At 60.8% G+C, this 14,166-nt stretch carries 14 protein-coding genes (1 of these 14 running past the window's edge); 6 read left to right on the top strand and 8 right to left on the bottom strand.

Annotation, left to right across the window (positions count from 1 at the left end; all coding sequences use genetic code 11):
* Positions 1-211 precede the first annotated feature (211 nt).
* The gene (locus ACTG2W_RS12725; protein WP_106844547.1) at positions 212-784 is read left to right on the top strand and encodes a DNA-3-methyladenine glycosylase I; all 573 of its coding nucleotides are present in this window, start codon (positions 212-214) and stop codon (positions 782-784) included.
* Between the two features lie 129 nt (positions 785-913).
* Entirely contained in the window at positions 914-1,570 is a 657-nt protein-coding gene (locus ACTG2W_RS12720; RefSeq protein WP_005339468.1) for an OmpA family lipoprotein, read from the top strand.
* Between the two features lie 136 nt (positions 1,571-1,706).
* Here ACTG2W_RS12720 and ACTG2W_RS12715 read toward each other — a convergent pair whose 3' ends face one another.
* Positions 1,707-2,054, bottom strand: coding sequence for a RidA family protein (locus ACTG2W_RS12715; RefSeq protein ID WP_106844546.1), 348 nt, complete (start codon positions 2,052-2,054; stop codon positions 1,707-1,709).
* A 21-nt stretch (positions 2,055-2,075) separates the two neighbouring features.
* Positions 2,076-2,321, bottom strand: coding sequence for a sulfurtransferase TusA (tusA, locus tag ACTG2W_RS12710; RefSeq protein WP_005339470.1), 246 nt, complete (start codon positions 2,319-2,321; stop codon positions 2,076-2,078).
* Positions 2,322-2,490: 169 nt separating this feature from the next.
* On the opposite strand from tusA, the gene ACTG2W_RS12705 reads away from it, so the two are divergent.
* Positions 2,491-2,682, top strand: a complete 192-nt coding sequence (locus tag ACTG2W_RS12705; RefSeq protein WP_005339471.1) for a hypothetical protein — start codon at positions 2,491-2,493, stop codon at positions 2,680-2,682.
* Between the two features lie 75 nt (positions 2,683-2,757).
* On the opposite strand, the gene ACTG2W_RS12700 is transcribed toward ACTG2W_RS12705, so the two are convergent.
* From ACTG2W_RS12700 to ACTG2W_RS12675, 6 genes are all read right to left on the bottom strand, one after another.
* Entirely contained in the window at positions 2,758-3,996 is a 1,239-nt protein-coding gene (locus ACTG2W_RS12700; RefSeq protein ID WP_106844545.1) for an ABC transporter substrate-binding protein, read from the bottom strand.
* Between the two features lie 4 nt (positions 3,997-4,000).
* Positions 4,001-5,446: an ATP-binding protein gene (locus ACTG2W_RS12695; RefSeq protein WP_005357365.1), complete on the bottom strand. Its 1,446-nt coding sequence runs from the start codon at positions 5,444-5,446 to the stop codon at positions 4,001-4,003.
* Positions 5,443-6,165, bottom strand: a complete 723-nt coding sequence (locus ACTG2W_RS12690) for a response regulator (RefSeq protein WP_005339475.1) — start codon at positions 6,163-6,165, stop codon at positions 5,443-5,445. The genes ACTG2W_RS12695 and ACTG2W_RS12690 overlap by 4 nt, the downstream gene beginning before the upstream one ends.
* Before the next feature lie 278 nt (positions 6,166-6,443).
* Complete coding sequence (gene fadA, locus ACTG2W_RS12685; RefSeq protein WP_005355952.1) at positions 6,444-7,607, bottom strand: acetyl-CoA C-acyltransferase FadA; 1,164 nt, start codon at positions 7,605-7,607, stop codon at positions 6,444-6,446.
* A 21-nt stretch (positions 7,608-7,628) separates the two neighbouring features.
* Positions 7,629-9,776: a fatty acid oxidation complex subunit alpha FadB gene (gene fadB / locus ACTG2W_RS12680; protein WP_106844544.1), complete on the bottom strand. Its 2,148-nt coding sequence runs from the start codon at positions 9,774-9,776 to the stop codon at positions 7,629-7,631.
* A gap of 204 nt (positions 9,777-9,980) precedes the next feature.
* Positions 9,981-11,918, bottom strand: coding sequence for an acetoacetate--CoA ligase (locus ACTG2W_RS12675; RefSeq protein WP_106844543.1), 1,938 nt, complete (start codon positions 11,916-11,918; stop codon positions 9,981-9,983).
* A 191-nt stretch (positions 11,919-12,109) separates the two neighbouring features.
* Between ACTG2W_RS12675 and pepQ the strand changes: the two genes are divergently transcribed.
* The 3 genes in view from pepQ to ACTG2W_RS12660 are tightly spaced (at most 36 nt apart) and all read left to right on the top strand, a layout consistent with a single transcriptional unit that may run on beyond the window.
* On the top strand, positions 12,110-13,432 hold the full coding sequence (gene pepQ / locus ACTG2W_RS12670; RefSeq protein ID WP_106844542.1) for a Xaa-Pro dipeptidase: 1,323 nt from the start codon (positions 12,110-12,112) through the stop codon (positions 13,430-13,432).
* Positions 13,432-14,049, top strand: a complete 618-nt coding sequence (locus tag ACTG2W_RS12665; protein ID WP_106844541.1) for a YigZ family protein — start codon at positions 13,432-13,434, stop codon at positions 14,047-14,049. The genes pepQ and ACTG2W_RS12665 overlap by 1 nt, the downstream gene beginning before the upstream one ends.
* 36 nt (positions 14,050-14,085) lie before the next feature.
* Positions 14,086-14,166, top strand: partial view of a TrkH family potassium uptake protein gene (locus tag ACTG2W_RS12660; protein ID WP_005339482.1) — the 5' portion only. 1,377 nt of this gene lie beyond the right edge of the window; only the first 81 of its 1,458 coding nucleotides appear in the window; it begins with the start codon at positions 14,086-14,088; the stop codon falls past the right edge of the window.

Raw genomic sequence — 14,166 nt, 5'->3', positions numbered from 1 at the left:
CGCGAAGTGAAAATCAGAGCAAGATTTGCTGAATGTGAACCGAGGGAGTATACCGTCTGGCATGGTCGGATAATAGGCGAAATTGCAGCGGATTCGCGGGATGGTGCTGCGCCCTGGCTGGTCGGGCGGGATGTCCGGTATATGATGTGAGCAGTGCCGCCTGCAGAGTGGGCAGGGTCGGGCAAACCGCTGAAATAACGAGGGAGAGGAAATGGAACTGCGCTGCGCCTGGGTGACCAAAGACCCGGAATACATTGAATACCATGACAAACAGTGGGGCAGGCCGGTCTATGACGCCCGCGAGCTGTTTGCCAAGCTCTGCCTCGACGGCCAGCAGGCGGGGCTGTCGTGGATCACCATCCTCAAGCGCACCGAGAGCTATTACCGCGCCTATGCGGACTTTGATCCGGTGCAGATTGCCCGCTTCGACGAGCAGGATGTGGAGCGGCTGATGCAGGACACCGGCATTATCCGCAACCGGCTCAAGGTGCAGTCGATCATCAGAAATGCCCGCGCTTATCTGGCGTTGCAGGAGCAGGGGATCGACTTCGCCGACTACCTGTGGGGCTTTGTTGGCGGTGCCCCCATCGTCAACCAGCGGCAGGGCAACGGCGATATTCCGGCGACCTCGCCGGAGTCGGATGCCATGTCGAAAGCGCTCAAGAAACGCGGCTTTACCTTCGTCGGCAGCACCATCTGCTACGCCTTTATGCAGGCGGTGGGAATGGTGAACGATCATCTGGTCAGCTGTCCTTGCCATGCCGAGTGTCAGTTACCGCGCTGACAGCCCGCCGATTGGCCAAAAAAACACCACTCTCGCCATCTGTTCAGGCTTGCGTCAGACAATGGCGTGCCAGCGCGTTACAATCCGGCCCCCGGCATGGTGCCGGATTGTTTTCACAGAGGTTTTTTCATGCGAGCCAAGATCCTGGTGCCTGCTCTGGCACTGACCGTTGCCCTGAGCGGCTGTACCACCAACCCCTACACAGGTGAATCCCAGACCTCCAAAGGTGCCTGGGGCGCGCTGGCTGGCGCCGCTGCCGGTGCGGCCGTAGGTGCGCTCTCCTCCAGCAAGGGTGACCGCAAGAAGGGCATCCTGACCGGCGTTGCTGCCGGCGCGGCGCTGGGCGGCGGTATCGGCTACTACATGGACGTGCAGGAAGCCAAGCTGCGCGAGAAGCTGCAAGGCACTGGCGTCAGCGTGACCCGCAATGGCAATGAGCTGATCCTCAACATGCCGAACAACGTCACCTTCGACAGCTCCAGCTCCCAGCTGAAAGCGGCCGGTGCCAACACCCTCTCCGGCGTGGCCATGGTCGTTGCCGAGTTCGACAAGACCCGCCTGAACGTGGTCGGTCACACCGACAGCACCGGTTCCCGCGATCTGAACATGAAGCTCTCCCGCGATCGTGCCGATGCCGTTGCCGCCCAGCTGATTGGTCAGGGCGTAGCAGGTAGCCGCATCTCCACCACTGGCGTGGGCCCGGATCAGCCGGTTGCTACCAACAGCACCGCCGCTGGCAAAGCCCAGAACCGCCGCGTGACCATTACCCTGACCCCGACCGCCTAAGTCGTTCAGGTTTCGGTAACGAAAAGGCCCCGCCAGTGATGGCGGGGCCTTTCTATTGGCGCCGTGGCGAGCAATGGCGCCTTGTTGTTTGCTCCCTTCTCCCCTCGTGGGAGAGGGGGGCGGGGATAAGCGCCTCTTAGACAGCTGCAGTCAGCTGCACTTCCACCTTGTAGCCTTCGTGGGCGAGGCGGGCTTGTACGCAGGCGCGCACGGGTGCGGTGCCAGCCGGGATCCAGGCATCCCACTGCTCGTTGAAGGCAGCGATGTCACCAATGTCTTTGAGATAGATGTTGGCCATCAGGATCTTGTCTACGCCGGAGCCGTTGGCTTCCAGCAGGCGTTGCAGGCTCTCAAGCACTTCGCGGGTCTGCTGGTGGATGTCGGCCTCTTCGCTGACGGGCACTTCCACCACGTAGAGGGTGCCATTGTGGATGACCACGTCTGACCAACGCTGGGTGGTGCCGATTCGGGTAATGGTTGTCATGGAGTGCTCCGGTACGGGGGCTTATTGACCCTTGCGGATCAGATAGCGGTAGGGGGCCTGCTCTGTCTCGCTGGCGACCAGGGTGTGATCCATAAAGCGGCAGAAACTGGGGATGTCGCGGGTGGTTGAAGGATCGTCGGCGCTGACCAGCAGGGTCTCGCCATCCGCCATCAGCCGCACTTTCTTGCGAACCATCATAACGGGTTCCGGGCAACGAAGCCCGATTGCGTCCAACTCGTGAGTTGCGCCGCAGAATAAATCACTCATCTATTATCAACCTTCAACCTATTCGGCTGCCAATGATACTCAGGGCTAAAAAATAATCAAACAAACGACCCATTCACCAGCATATGTAACCGAAATGTTATTCGACCCTATCCAGCTTGCGCCGGACGAGTAATATAAAAATTGAACCATATTCAACAAGGAGGTGAATATGCAGGTCTCCTACGGCAGATTACAAGCCTATGCAGGCATGGGGTTCTTGTCCTTCGCCATGATAGTGATGGGCAGCCCGATCGGGAATACCGGTACCTGGTTCGGCTCCATGGTGATGGTCGGGTTGGGGCTCTGGATCGAGCTCAGCGATTACTATGACGAGGATGAGGACGAGAACGATCAATCCTGAATCGGATGACGATTCAACAACAAAGGCGGAGCAATTCCGCCTTTGTCATTTCTGTCGTTTGGCAATGTACCCGGATCAGCGGGTCGAGCGCATCGCCCGCTCCAGATGCAGCGCCGTCTGCTCCGGGTTGGCCTTGGGGTCGTTGAAGAAGTTGCTCAGCACATCGAGGATCGCCTGCCGCATATTGGTCGGCGTCGCCATCCCTTCCGCCATGCTGGGCAGCAGGTTGTCCTGCTTTTCCGCCAGCAGGAAATCCTGATAGGAGCGGACGGCGCAGCGGTCGAACTTGCTCATGTCGGGATTGGTCAGCGCCGGGATCGACCCCTTCACCCGATTGAACTCCTCCTGGAATTGCGGCGTCATCAGCAGTTGGGCCAGATCCCCCTGCGCCTGCAGCTGGGCCGGATCCCGCTGTTTGAACATGGCGATGGAGTCTAGGTTGTAGCTGAACAGTCCGGCGCTGCCCGGGCTCGGCAGGCAGGCGATATCCTCACCCGGCCGGTAGTTGCCCGCGCTCAGCTCCCCTTTCACCCAGTCGCCCATCAGCTGCATGGCGGCGCCACCGCTCTCCAGCAGGTTGGTGGCCTGATGCCACTTCAGACCGGCGTATTTTTGCGGAACGTAGGCACGCAGCTGCTGGAAGCGGGTCAGCACTCGTACCATGTCGGGGCCGGTCAGGGTGGCGCTGTCCTGCTCGAGGAACGCCTTGCGATAGAATTCTTTTCCGCCCTCACCGAGGGCCACCGTTTCAAACAGTACCGCCAGCTGCCAAGGCTCATTGCCGATGGCGAGCGGGGTGATGCCCCGTTTTTTAAGCTGGTCGGCGACGGTGACAAACTGGGCCCAGCTGGTGGGCGGAGTCAGCTTGTTGCGCTCGAACACCTTGCGGTTGAGCCACAGCCAGTTGACCCGGTGGATGCCGGTGGGCACCGCCATCAGGGCGCCATTCTGGCTGAGGGTAGCACGCACCATGGGCGGCATCTGACTGTACCAGCCGAGGTGTTCGGCCATCGGGCTGAGATCGCGCAAAAAGCCGAGTCCGGCCCACTCCTTGAGCTCGTAACCCTTGAGGTGTGCCGCTTCGGGCGGGTTGGCGGCCAGTGCCCGGCTCTTCAATACCGTCATGGCGCTCTTGCCGCCTCCGCCCTGCACTGCAAAGTCGTTCCACTGGTTGCCCTGTTTGGTCCACTCGGATTTGAGCACTTCGACCGCTTTCGCTTCGCCGCCGGAGGTCCACCAGTGCAGCACTTCCACCTGGGAGGCGGCAACGGGAGCAGAGAGCAGGGCGATGACAGAAAAAGACAACCACTTCATAAGGTTACTGCCTTGGTAGGGAGAGCGTGGCCTGCAGGCCACCTTGCGGACGATTTTCCAGCACCAGATCGCCACCGTGGGCGTGGGCAATGTTGCGGGCGATGCCAAGGCCGAGGCCGGTGCCGGCCTGATCGGTGCTGAGCCGGTAATAGGGTTCGAAAATGCGCTCGAACTGATCGTCCGGCAGGCCGGGGCCCTCATCCATGATGAAGAGGATCAGCATCTCCTCGTCATCCATGATGATGATGCGCACCTTCTGGCCGTACTTGATGCCGTTGTCCACCAGATTGCCGATGCAGCGCTTGAGCGCCAGCAGCTTGCCGCGATAGGGCCACTTGCAATGGCCTTCGATGGTCAGCCGCTCGTCGTGCAGGTTCATCGACTCCGCCATCTGCTCAAGCAGGGCGTTGATGTCGATCTCCTCGATATTCTCGTGAATGTCGGTCTCTTTGACCGTCTGCAGCGCTCCTTTCACCATCAGCTCCAGCTCGTCGAGATCCTTGTTGAACTTGGCGATCTGTACCTCGTCATCGAGCAGTTCGACCCGCAGCCGCAGCCGGGTGATGGGTGTCTTGAGGTCGTGGGAAATCGAGCTGAACAGCCGCTCTCTATCGTCGATATAGCGACGAATGCGGTGTTGCATGATGTTGAAGGCGCGGGTCGCCGCGACGATCTCGGAGGCTCCCTCCTCCTTGAGCGAGGGTTGGTCGATATCCTTGCCCAGATTCACCGCCGCCTTGGCGAGACGGCGCAGCGGGCGGGTCTGCCAGCGCACCAGCATAAAGGTGAAGAAGCAGAGGAACACCGTCATCAGGGCGATGAAACGCACCTGGTTGCTCGGCATCACGGTATCGTCGAGGGTCATGTAGGGGGCGGGCAGCAGGGCCGCCAGATAGAGCCACTCCCCTTTTTCAATCTCGATCTGGGTCACCAGTACCGGTGGATTGAGCGGCTCCAGCGACAGGGTGTAGCGGGCCCAGGAGGAGGGGAGATCCGCCAGCAAGGTGTCGTTGTTGAAGACGTGGAGGTCATCGGGTCGGGAGAAATCCACCTTGATCGCCATGGCGTCGGAGAGCTTGCGGGTCAGCACTCCCTGAACCTCCTCCAGCACCTGCGTCTTGCGTTCGCTGTCGGGGATGGCGTTGATGTGGATCTCTTCCTCGTTGAGCGAGACGAAGAAGCGGCTGCCCCCCATGTTGCGCAGCTGGTCCAGCGCGATATGGCGATACTGCAGCGGCAGGGATTTGAAGAAGTTGACGGTGGAAGCGGCAGACATGGCGAGGTTGCGGGTGGTGCTGAGCATCCCCTCCAGTTCCCGCTTCTGGATCTGCTGCATCCAGATGCCGGTCAGAATGGTCTGGGAGAGCAGGATGGCCAGCAACAACAGCAGGATCATCCGTGACAACAGGGAGCGGGGCACCAGCGCCCCCCAGGACCACTTGTTGCTCATGGCAGCTCGTGCACCTCGGCAATCAGCATGTAGCCGCTACCGCGGATGGTCTTGATGATGCGCGGGCTCTTGCCGTTGTCGCCCAGCTTCTGGCGCAGACGGCTGATCTGCACGTCGATACCGCGCTCCATCGGCAGGCTTTCGCGGCCGCGGGTGGCATCCGAGATGGTGTCGCGATCCAGCACCACGCCGGGCTGTTGCAGGAACATGCCGAGCAGCATGGCATCGCTGCCGGAGAGATCCAGCAGGCTGCCATCGTCATGGGTCAGCTGGTGGCTCAGAGTGTCGAGGGTCCACTCGGCAAAACGCAGGCGGCGGCTCGGTTCTTTCTCTTTTTCCGGCTGGCGGAATTCGGCGCGGCGCAGCAGCGCCTTGATGCGGGCCTGCAGTTCACGGGGGCTGAACGGCTTGGCGATATAGTCGTCGGCACCGAGTTCGAGGCCGATCACCCGATCCGCTTCGTCGGAGGCGGCGGTCAGCATGATGATGGGCACCTGGGAGTCACGACGGATCTGCTGGCAGAGGGTAAAACCGTCCTCGCCGGGCATCATGATGTCCAGAATAATCAGGTCCGGGCTGTGCTGGGCGAGTTGCTGACGCATCTCGTTGCCCTCCGCCGCCGTCAATACCTGAAAGCCCGCCCGGGTCAGGTACTCATTGAGCAGCTCGCGGATCTCTTGGTCGTCATCGACGATCAGCAGTTGTTTGCTCATTGACATATGTATGTGCATCCACCCATTTTTTTGTGCAGATTGAACCTGTCGGGGGAGTAAAAAGCAAGCAAGCCCCCTATCTAATGTGAGGTTTAAGGCAATAACAGCCTATTGATAAGATTAAAACGAAAAAAGGCCGACCCAAACGGGACGGCCAACAGACAGCTTCTGACCACTGACGAGCACCCCGTGTGGCGATCGTCACAGACTTGAAAAGGGGCCAGTCAGACTGGCCCCGAAAAGGGACAACTCTCAGTAGTGCATCCCGTCGATCCGGCTGGTTATCACACCCGTTCAAACACGGTGGCGATGCCCTGACCCAGACCGATACACATGGTGGCAACCCCCAGGGTGGCATCCTTCTCCTCCATCAGATTGATGAGGGTGGTGGAGATGCGCGCACCGGAGCAGCCGAGCGGGTGACCCAGCGCAATGGCGCCGCCGTTCAGGTTCACCTTCTCGTCTACCTGATCCTGCAGACCCAAATCTTTCACGCAGGGCAGGGACTGGGCGGCAAACGCCTCGTTCAGCTCGAACAGGTCGATATCACCGACAGTCAGGCCGGCACGCTTGAGCGCCTTCTGGGTGGCCGGTACCGGGCCGTAACCCATGATGGCGGCGTCACAGCCGGCGATAGCCATGGCACGTACCTTGGCGCGCGGCGTGAGGCCGAGGGCCTTGGCGCGATCCGCGCTCATCACCAGCATGGCGGCGGCGCCATCGGACAGGGCCGAGGAGCTGCCAGCGGTGACGGTGCCGTTGACCGGGTCAAACACTGGGCGCAGTTGGCTCAGGGTTTCGACCGTGGTCTCCGGGCGGATCACCTCGTCATAGTCGTAGAAGAAGCGGGCGCCGCTGGCGTCGTGGCCTTCCAGCCCGACGATCTCCTTGGCAAAACGCCCTTCCACGGTTGCCGCGTGGGCGCGGCGGTGGGAGCGGGCGGCAAACTCGTCCTGCTGCTGACGGCTGATGCCGTGCAGCTTGCCGAGCATCTCGGCGGTCAGCCCCATCATGCCGGAGGCCTTGGCCACCGACTTGGCCATGCCCGGGTGGAAGTCGACGCCGTGGCTCATCGGCACGTGACCCATGTGCTCAACGCCGCCGATGATGAAGATATCCCCATCACCTACCTGAATGGCGCGGGAGGCGTCGTGCAGCGCCTGCATACTGGAGCCGCACAGACGGTTGACGGTGACCGCCCCCACCTGCTTCGGAATGCCGGCCAGCAAGGCGGCGTTGCGGGCGATGTTGAAGCCCTGCTCCAGGGTCTGCTGCACGCAGCCCCAGTAGATATCCTCGATCTCGTTCGGGTCGAGGTTGGGGTTGCGCAACAGGATGGATTTCATCAGGTGCGCGGACAGGTCTTCTGCACGCACGTTGCGGAAGGCGCCGCCCTTGGACCGGCCCATCGGGGTCCGGATACAGTCGACAATGACTACGTCTTTCATGAATGGATCTCCTTTCCGCAATCAGTAGAAGGTTTTGCCCTGGGCGGCCATCTCGCGTAAGCGGTCGCTGACGCGGTAGAGCGGGCCCAAGTCGGCATACTGGTCGGCCATGGCCACGTAGCGATCCAGACCAATGGTGTCCAGATAGCGGAACACGCCGCCGCGGAAGGGAGGGAAGCCCAGACCGTAGACCAGCGCGATGTCGGCTTCGGCGGGCGTGGCGACTATGCCCTCTTCCAGACAGAGCACCACCTCGTTGATCATCGGGATCATCATGCGAGCGATGATGGCTTCCTTGTCGAAATCCTGCTTCGGCTTGGCGATGGGGGCCAGCAGCTCGTAAGCAGCGGCATCGGCCACCTTCTTCGGCTTGCCCTTCTTGTCCGGCTCGTAGGCGTAGAAGCCCTTGCCGTTCTTTTGACCGAAGCGGTTCACTTCGTACATCACGTCGATGGCGGTGCGGCCTTCCTTGCTCATGCGTGCCGGGAAGCCCTGCGCCATCACGTCACCGGCATGGTGACCGGTGTCGATGCCGACCACGTCCAGCAGGTAGGCGGGGCCCATGGGCCAGCCGAACTCCTTCTCCATTACCTTGTCGACGGCGGCGAAGTCGGCGCCATCGGCGACCAGCTTGTTGAAGCCGAAGAAGTAGGGGAACAGCACGCGGTTGACGAAGAAGCCGGGGCAGTCGTTGACCACCACCGGGGACTTGCCCATGGCGGCGGCATAGGCCACCACGCGGTTGATGGTTTCATCGGAGGTCTGCTCGCCGCGGATGATCTCCACCAGTGGCATGCGGTGCACCGGGTTGAAGAAGTGCATACCGCAGAAGTTCTGCGGGCGCTTAAGCCCCTTGGCCAGCAGGGAGATTGGGATGGTGGAAGTGTTGCTGGCAAGCACGGCGTCTTCGCCAATGATTCCTTCCACTTCGCCCAGTACGGCGGCTTTCACCTTGGGATTCTCGACCACGGCTTCGACGACGACGTCCACGCCTTTGACGTTGTCATAGCTGAGGGTCGGGGTAATGGCGGAGAGCACCTGGCCCATCTTGATGCCGTCGATGCGGCCCTTCTCGAGCTGACCGTTGAGCAGCTTGGTGGCTTCGCCCATACCAAGTGCCAGCGCCTTCTCGTTGATGTCCTTCATCACCGCCGGAATGCCCTTGCTGGCAGACTGGTAGGCGATACCGCCGCCCATGATGCCGGCACCCAATACGGCGGCGTGGCCAGTGGCCTTGCTCGCCTGTTTGGCAGCCTTCTTGGCCAGCGCCTTGATGTGTTGATCGTTGAGGAAGATGCCGACCAGCGCCTTGGCGACATCGGTCTTGGCCAGCTTGATAAAGCCCTGTGCTTCAACGACTAGCGCTTCGTCACGGCCCATGCCAGCAGCGGCCTCGACGGTTTTCACCGCGGTCATCGGCGCCGGATAGTGTTTGCCCGCCACGGCGGCAACCATGCCGGCGGCGGTGGTGAAGCTCATCATGGCTTCCAGTTTGGAGAGGCGCAGCGGCGCTTTCTTGGCGGCGCGACGGCTCTGCCAGTCCAGTTTGCCCGCGATGGCGTCCTTGATCATCTGCAGCGCAGCGCTCTGCAGCGCGTCGGGGGCGACCACGGCATCGATGGCACCCACCTTGAGGGCGTCATCGGCACGGTAATCCTTGCCGGTGGTGATCCACTCGAGCGCGTTGTCGGCGCCGATCACCCGCGGCAGACGGACTGTGCCGCCAAAGCCCGGCATGATGCCGAGTTTGGTCTCGGGCAGGCCGATTTTGGCGGTGGTGTCGGCCAGACGGAAGTCGGTGGAGAGAATGGTCTCGCAGCCGCCGCCCAGAGCGTGGCCCTTGATGGCAGAGAGGGTGGGCACCGGCAGATCTTCGATGGCGTTGAAGATGTCGTTGGCCTTTTTCAGCCAGCCGAGCAGATCTTCTTGCGGCAGATCGAACAGTTCCAGGAATTCGGTAATGTCGGCACCGACGATAAAGGCGTCTTTGCCGGAGGTGAGGATCAGACCTTTTAGTTCACGTTCTTGTTGTAATGCGGCGATCGCTTCGCTCAGGGAGAGCAGGGTAGCGCGATCCAGCTTGTTGACTGAACCCGGGGCATCAAACCTCAGCTCGGCAATGCCGTTTTCGAGGTAGCTGACCGACAGGGTTTCGCCTTGGTAGATCATGAGAGTGTCTCCTTGTTCCCACTCAGTGGGGAGTGGTGCTCCTTTATCCCCAGCAGGGGGCGAGGCTCACTATTGATCCAAAAGGAGACATTTTCAACACCTATTTAAAACATTTGTTTAACAGTTATCGAGTAAAAGCTCCTCATCACAAAACGGGCAAAAGAGAGGCGCCTTGCGGCGCCTCGGATGGCTGTGAGTTTGTTATCAACTGGCCAGTTCCGGCCGGTTGCGATACTGGTTCAGCACCTCGGGATCGGCGAGGGCGTGGGTATTGTTGACCGGTCTGTTGTGCACCACTTCGCGCACCGCCAGTTCGACGATCTTGCCGGACTTGGTGCGTGGGATGGCATCCACCTGCAGGATGCGGGCCGGTACATGGCGGGCGGTGCAGTGCTGCTTTATTTGCTGGCGGATGCGCTCGCGCAGCGGTTCATCCAGCTTGCAACCCGCCTTGAGCTTGACGAACAGTACCACCCGCTCGTCCTGCTGCCACTGCTGGCCGATGACGATGCTCTCTTCCACTTCGTCGAGCTGTTCGACGTAGCGATAGATCTCGCTGGTGCCGATGCGCACGCCGCCCGGGTTGAGGGTGGCGTCGGAGCGGCCGTAGAACAGAATGCCGCCGGTCGGGGTCAGCTCGATCCAGTCGCCGTGACACCAGATGTTGTCGAACCGCTCGAAGTAGGCGGCGTGGTACTTGTCGCCATTTTCGTCACCCCAGAAGTAGATGGGCTGGGCCGGGAACGGCTTGGTACAGACCAGCTCGCCCTTCTCCCCCTGCACCGGCTGGCCCGCCTCGTTGAATACCTGCACCGCGAGACCGAGGCCGCGCCCCTGGCTCTCACCGCGATAGACCGGGCTGAGCGGGTTGCCGATGACGAAGCAGGAGCAGATGTCGGTGCCGCCTGAGATGGAGCTCAGTTGTACATCTGTTTTGATCTGTTGATAGACGTAGTCAAACCCCTCCGGCGACAGCACAGAGCCGGTGCTGCAGATCAGCCGCAAGTGCGGCAAGTCGTGGCTCTTGATGGGGGCATAACCCTGCTTGTGCAGTGCGTCGAGATACTTGGCCGAGGTACCGAACAAGCTGACCTGCTCGTCACGGGCGAGATCCCACAGCACGTTGCCGTCCGGATAAAACGGCGAGCCGTCATAGAGCACCAGGGTGGCACCGGAGGCGAGGGCGCTCACCAGCCAGTTCCACATCATCCAGCCGCAGGTGGTGAAGTAGAAGATCCGCTCCCCCGGCTTGATGTCGCAGTGCAGCTGGTGCTCTTTCAGGTGTTGCAGCAGGGTGCCGCCGATGCCGTGCACGATACACTTGGGTTTGCCGGTGGTGCCGGAGGAGTAGAGGATATAGAGCGGGTCGTTGAAAGCCATCGGCTCGAAGGTGAGCTGGGCATCGTGCTGGCTCGCCAGCACTTGCTGCCAGTTGTGGCCAAGTTGCAGCGGGTTGCCGAGCAGGGGGATCATCACCGTCTGCTCTATGCTGCCGATCTGGCTGACGACCCCTACTACTTTGTCCTGAATATCGATAGCTTTGCCGCTGTAGCGATAGCCATCCACCGCAAACAGCACCCGCGGCCGGGTCTGGCCGAAGCGCTCTACCACGCTAGCCTCGCCAAAGTCGGGGCTGGTGGAGGTCCAGATCGCCCCGAGGCTGGTGGTTGCCAGTATGGCAACCACGGTTTCCGGAATATTGGGCAGGTAGGCGGCGACCACATCGCCACGACCAATCCCCTGATGACGCAGCCACTGAGCCAGCCGGGCAACCTGATCCCCCAGTTCACCCCAGCTAAGAGTACGGCTTGGGCTCCCTTCGATGCGGGAGATGATGGCCGGGCTCTCGTCCTGACGGCGCAGCAGGTTTTCGGCGAAGTTGAGGCGGCTGTCGGGGAACCAGCGGGTGCGCTGCATATCCTGACGGTTCTCCGCCACTATGTTGCCGAGCTCGCCCTTGACGCCGCAGTGCTGCCATACCAGCGGCCAGAAACGGGTGGTCTTCTCCACCGACCATTGATAAAGCTGCGGGTAGTTCTGCAACTGCAAGCCGTGGAAACGGTTCACCTCCGCCATAAAACGGTAGAGGTTGGATTGCTGCATCCCGAGCGGATCCGGTTGCCACAGGCAGAGGTTGTCCATGAGTAATCCCTGACTTCATGTATCTACCGGCAGTGTATTGAATTGTTTTTGATTTGTTAATGATTGGTTTTGTGTTGATAACAAACACGTTTGTAACGTATGCGTTACCTCACGAAGCGGCAGCTTGACGGGTCGAGCCGCCAAGCGCTTGATGTTATGCTGCAATCACATTCACCTCGGAGCAGGACGCCATGAGCAGCTACAGCCAACTTTTTGCCCAGCACCTCGATACCTTGCAGCAGCGCACCCGCGACATTCTGCAACAACAGGGGCTCAGCGGACTGGCCATCCACTCCGGCCAGACTCACCGCATCTTCCTCGATGATCAGGATTACCCGTTCAAGGTAAACCCCCACTTCAAGGCCTGGTTGCCGGTGCTGGACAATCCCCACTGCTGGCTGCTGGTGGACGGGGTGAACAAACCAATCCTGCTGTTCTACCGCCCGGTGGATTTCTGGCACAAAGTAGCGGATCTGCCCAATGCCTTCTGGGTCGAGTTCTTCGATATCCGTTTCCTGACCCGACCGGAACAGGTGGCCGACCATCTACCTGCCAACAAGCAGGAGTGGGCCTATCTGGGTGGCCATCTGGAAGTGGCTGAACTGCTGGGGATGACCCAGCCCAATCCGGAGGCGGTGCTCAACTACCTGCACTATCACCGCGCCTACAAGACACCCTACGAGCTGGAGTGTCTGCGCGAGGCGAACCGGATTGGGGTGCGCGGCCATATCGCCGCCAAGGACTCCTTTATGGCGGGGGCGAGCGAGTTCGAGATCAATCTGGCCTATATGAAAGCGGTCGGGCAGGGGGCCAATGAGGCGCCCTACGGCAATATCGTCGCTATCAACCGCAATGCGGCCATCCTTCACTACACCCATTTGTCCGCCTTGCGGGTGCCCGATGCGGAACGTCACTCCTTCCTGATCGATGCCGGCGTCGATTTTCACGGCTATGCCTCCGACATCACCCGCACCTGGGCGTGGCGGCGTGGCGAGTTCGCCGATCTGATTGCGGCCCTCGACGAGCAGCAGCAGGAGATCATCAAGGAGATCAAACCGGGTCGCCGCTACAGCGAGCTGCATCTGCAGATGCACCACAAGCTGGCGCGCCTGCTGCAAGCGACCGAGCTGGTGGATATGTCGGTAGACGAGATGATCAACACCGGGGTGACCAACGTCTTCTTCCCTCACGGCCTCGGCCACTTCCTCGGTTTGCAGGTACACGATGCGGGCGGTTTCATGCAGGATGAGCGCGGCACCCATCTGGCGGCGCCCGAGCTGTTCCCCTATCTGCGCTGCACCCGGGTGATGGAGGTGGATCAGGTGTTCACCATTGAGCCGGGGCTCTACTTCATCGACAGTTTGCTGGAGCCGCTGCGTCAGGGCGAACAGGGCAAGCGGGTCAACTGGAACAAGGTGGAGGCGCTGCGTCCGTTCGGCGGCATCCGCATCGAAGACAACGTGGTGCTGCACGCCAACGGGGTGGAGAACATGACCAGACAAGCAGGACTCTGATGGCGGCAGCGTACTCCATTCCGGCTGCCCCGCTGGAGTTGACCGAAGAGATAAAGAAGAGCCGCTTCATTACCCTGATCGCCCACACCCCGACCGTCGAGGCGGCCAAGGGGTGGGTCAACGAGATCAAACGCCAACATCCGGCCGCGCGCCATCACTGCTGGGCGTTTGTGGCGGGCGCGCCGCAAGATAGCCAGGTTTACGGCTTCAGCGATGATGGCGAACCGTCCGGTACCGCGGGCAAGCCGATTCTGGCCCAGTTGATGGGCTCGGGGCTCGGTGAAATCTGCGCCGTGGTAGTGCGTTACTACGGCGGCATCCAGCTTGGCACCGGTGGACTGGTCAAAGCCTATGGGGGCGGCGTCGGTGCCGCCCTCAAGCAACTGCCCACCCTGCTCAAGGTGCCACTCACTCCCTCTCTCATTCACTGCGATTACGGTGACATGGGGACGGTCGAGTCGCTGATCAGCAGCCATAATGGCGAATTGCTGGCGGCCGATTACGGTCAGCAGGTCACCTTACAGGTGGCGTGGGAGTCCTCGGTTTGGGCTCAGGTGGACCGTGAATTGACCGACCGGACTCATGGGCGGGTATCCCTCAGTCCCTTAGATGGCTAGAATCCATCGCTCTTTAATTGGGGAAAGGGAGCTGTAATGCACATTCTGAGCATTATTCGCATTGTTGGCCTGCTGGTTGCGCTGTTCAGCTCGACCATGCTGTTGCCTGCACTGGTG

Source organism: Aeromonas sp. 96A (genome assembly GCF_051919165.1).
Classification (GTDB): domain Bacteria; phylum Pseudomonadota; class Gammaproteobacteria; order Enterobacterales; family Aeromonadaceae; genus Aeromonas; species Aeromonas veronii.
This window is presented reverse-complemented; position numbering and strand designations above follow the sequence as displayed.

Coding starts and splice junctions, on each gene's coding strand:
- pepQ (WP_106844542.1), top strand. CDS start 12,110: ATGAGCAGCTACAGCCAACTTTTTGCCCAGCACCTCGATACCTTGCAG.
- ACTG2W_RS12715 (WP_106844546.1), bottom strand. CDS start 2,054: ATGACAACCATTACCCGAATCGGCACCACCCAGCGTTGGTCAGACGTG.
- ACTG2W_RS12705 (WP_005339471.1), top strand. CDS start 2,491: ATGCAGGTCTCCTACGGCAGATTACAAGCCTATGCAGGCATGGGGTTC.
- ACTG2W_RS12690 (WP_005339475.1), bottom strand. CDS start 6,165: ATGTCAATGAGCAAACAACTGCTGATCGTCGATGACGACCAAGAGATC.
- ACTG2W_RS12720 (WP_005339468.1), top strand. CDS start 914: ATGCGAGCCAAGATCCTGGTGCCTGCTCTGGCACTGACCGTTGCCCTG.
- ACTG2W_RS12695 (WP_005357365.1), bottom strand. CDS start 5,446: ATGAGCAACAAGTGGTCCTGGGGGGCGCTGGTGCCCCGCTCCCTGTTG.
- ACTG2W_RS12675 (WP_106844543.1), bottom strand. CDS start 11,918: ATGGACAACCTCTGCCTGTGGCAACCGGATCCGCTCGGGATGCAGCAA.
- ACTG2W_RS12700 (WP_106844545.1), bottom strand. CDS start 3,996: ATGAAGTGGTTGTCTTTTTCTGTCATCGCCCTGCTCTCTGCTCCCGTT.
- tusA (WP_005339470.1), bottom strand. CDS start 2,321: ATGAGTGATTTATTCTGCGGCGCAACTCACGAGTTGGACGCAATCGGG.
- ACTG2W_RS12725 (WP_106844547.1), top strand. CDS start 212: ATGGAACTGCGCTGCGCCTGGGTGACCAAAGACCCGGAATACATTGAA.
- fadB (WP_106844544.1), bottom strand. CDS start 9,776: ATGATCTACCAAGGCGAAACCCTGTCGGTCAGCTACCTCGAAAACGGC.
- fadA (WP_005355952.1), bottom strand. CDS start 7,607: ATGAAAGACGTAGTCATTGTCGACTGTATCCGGACCCCGATGGGCCGG.
- ACTG2W_RS12665 (WP_106844541.1), top strand. CDS start 13,432: ATGGCGGCAGCGTACTCCATTCCGGCTGCCCCGCTGGAGTTGACCGAA.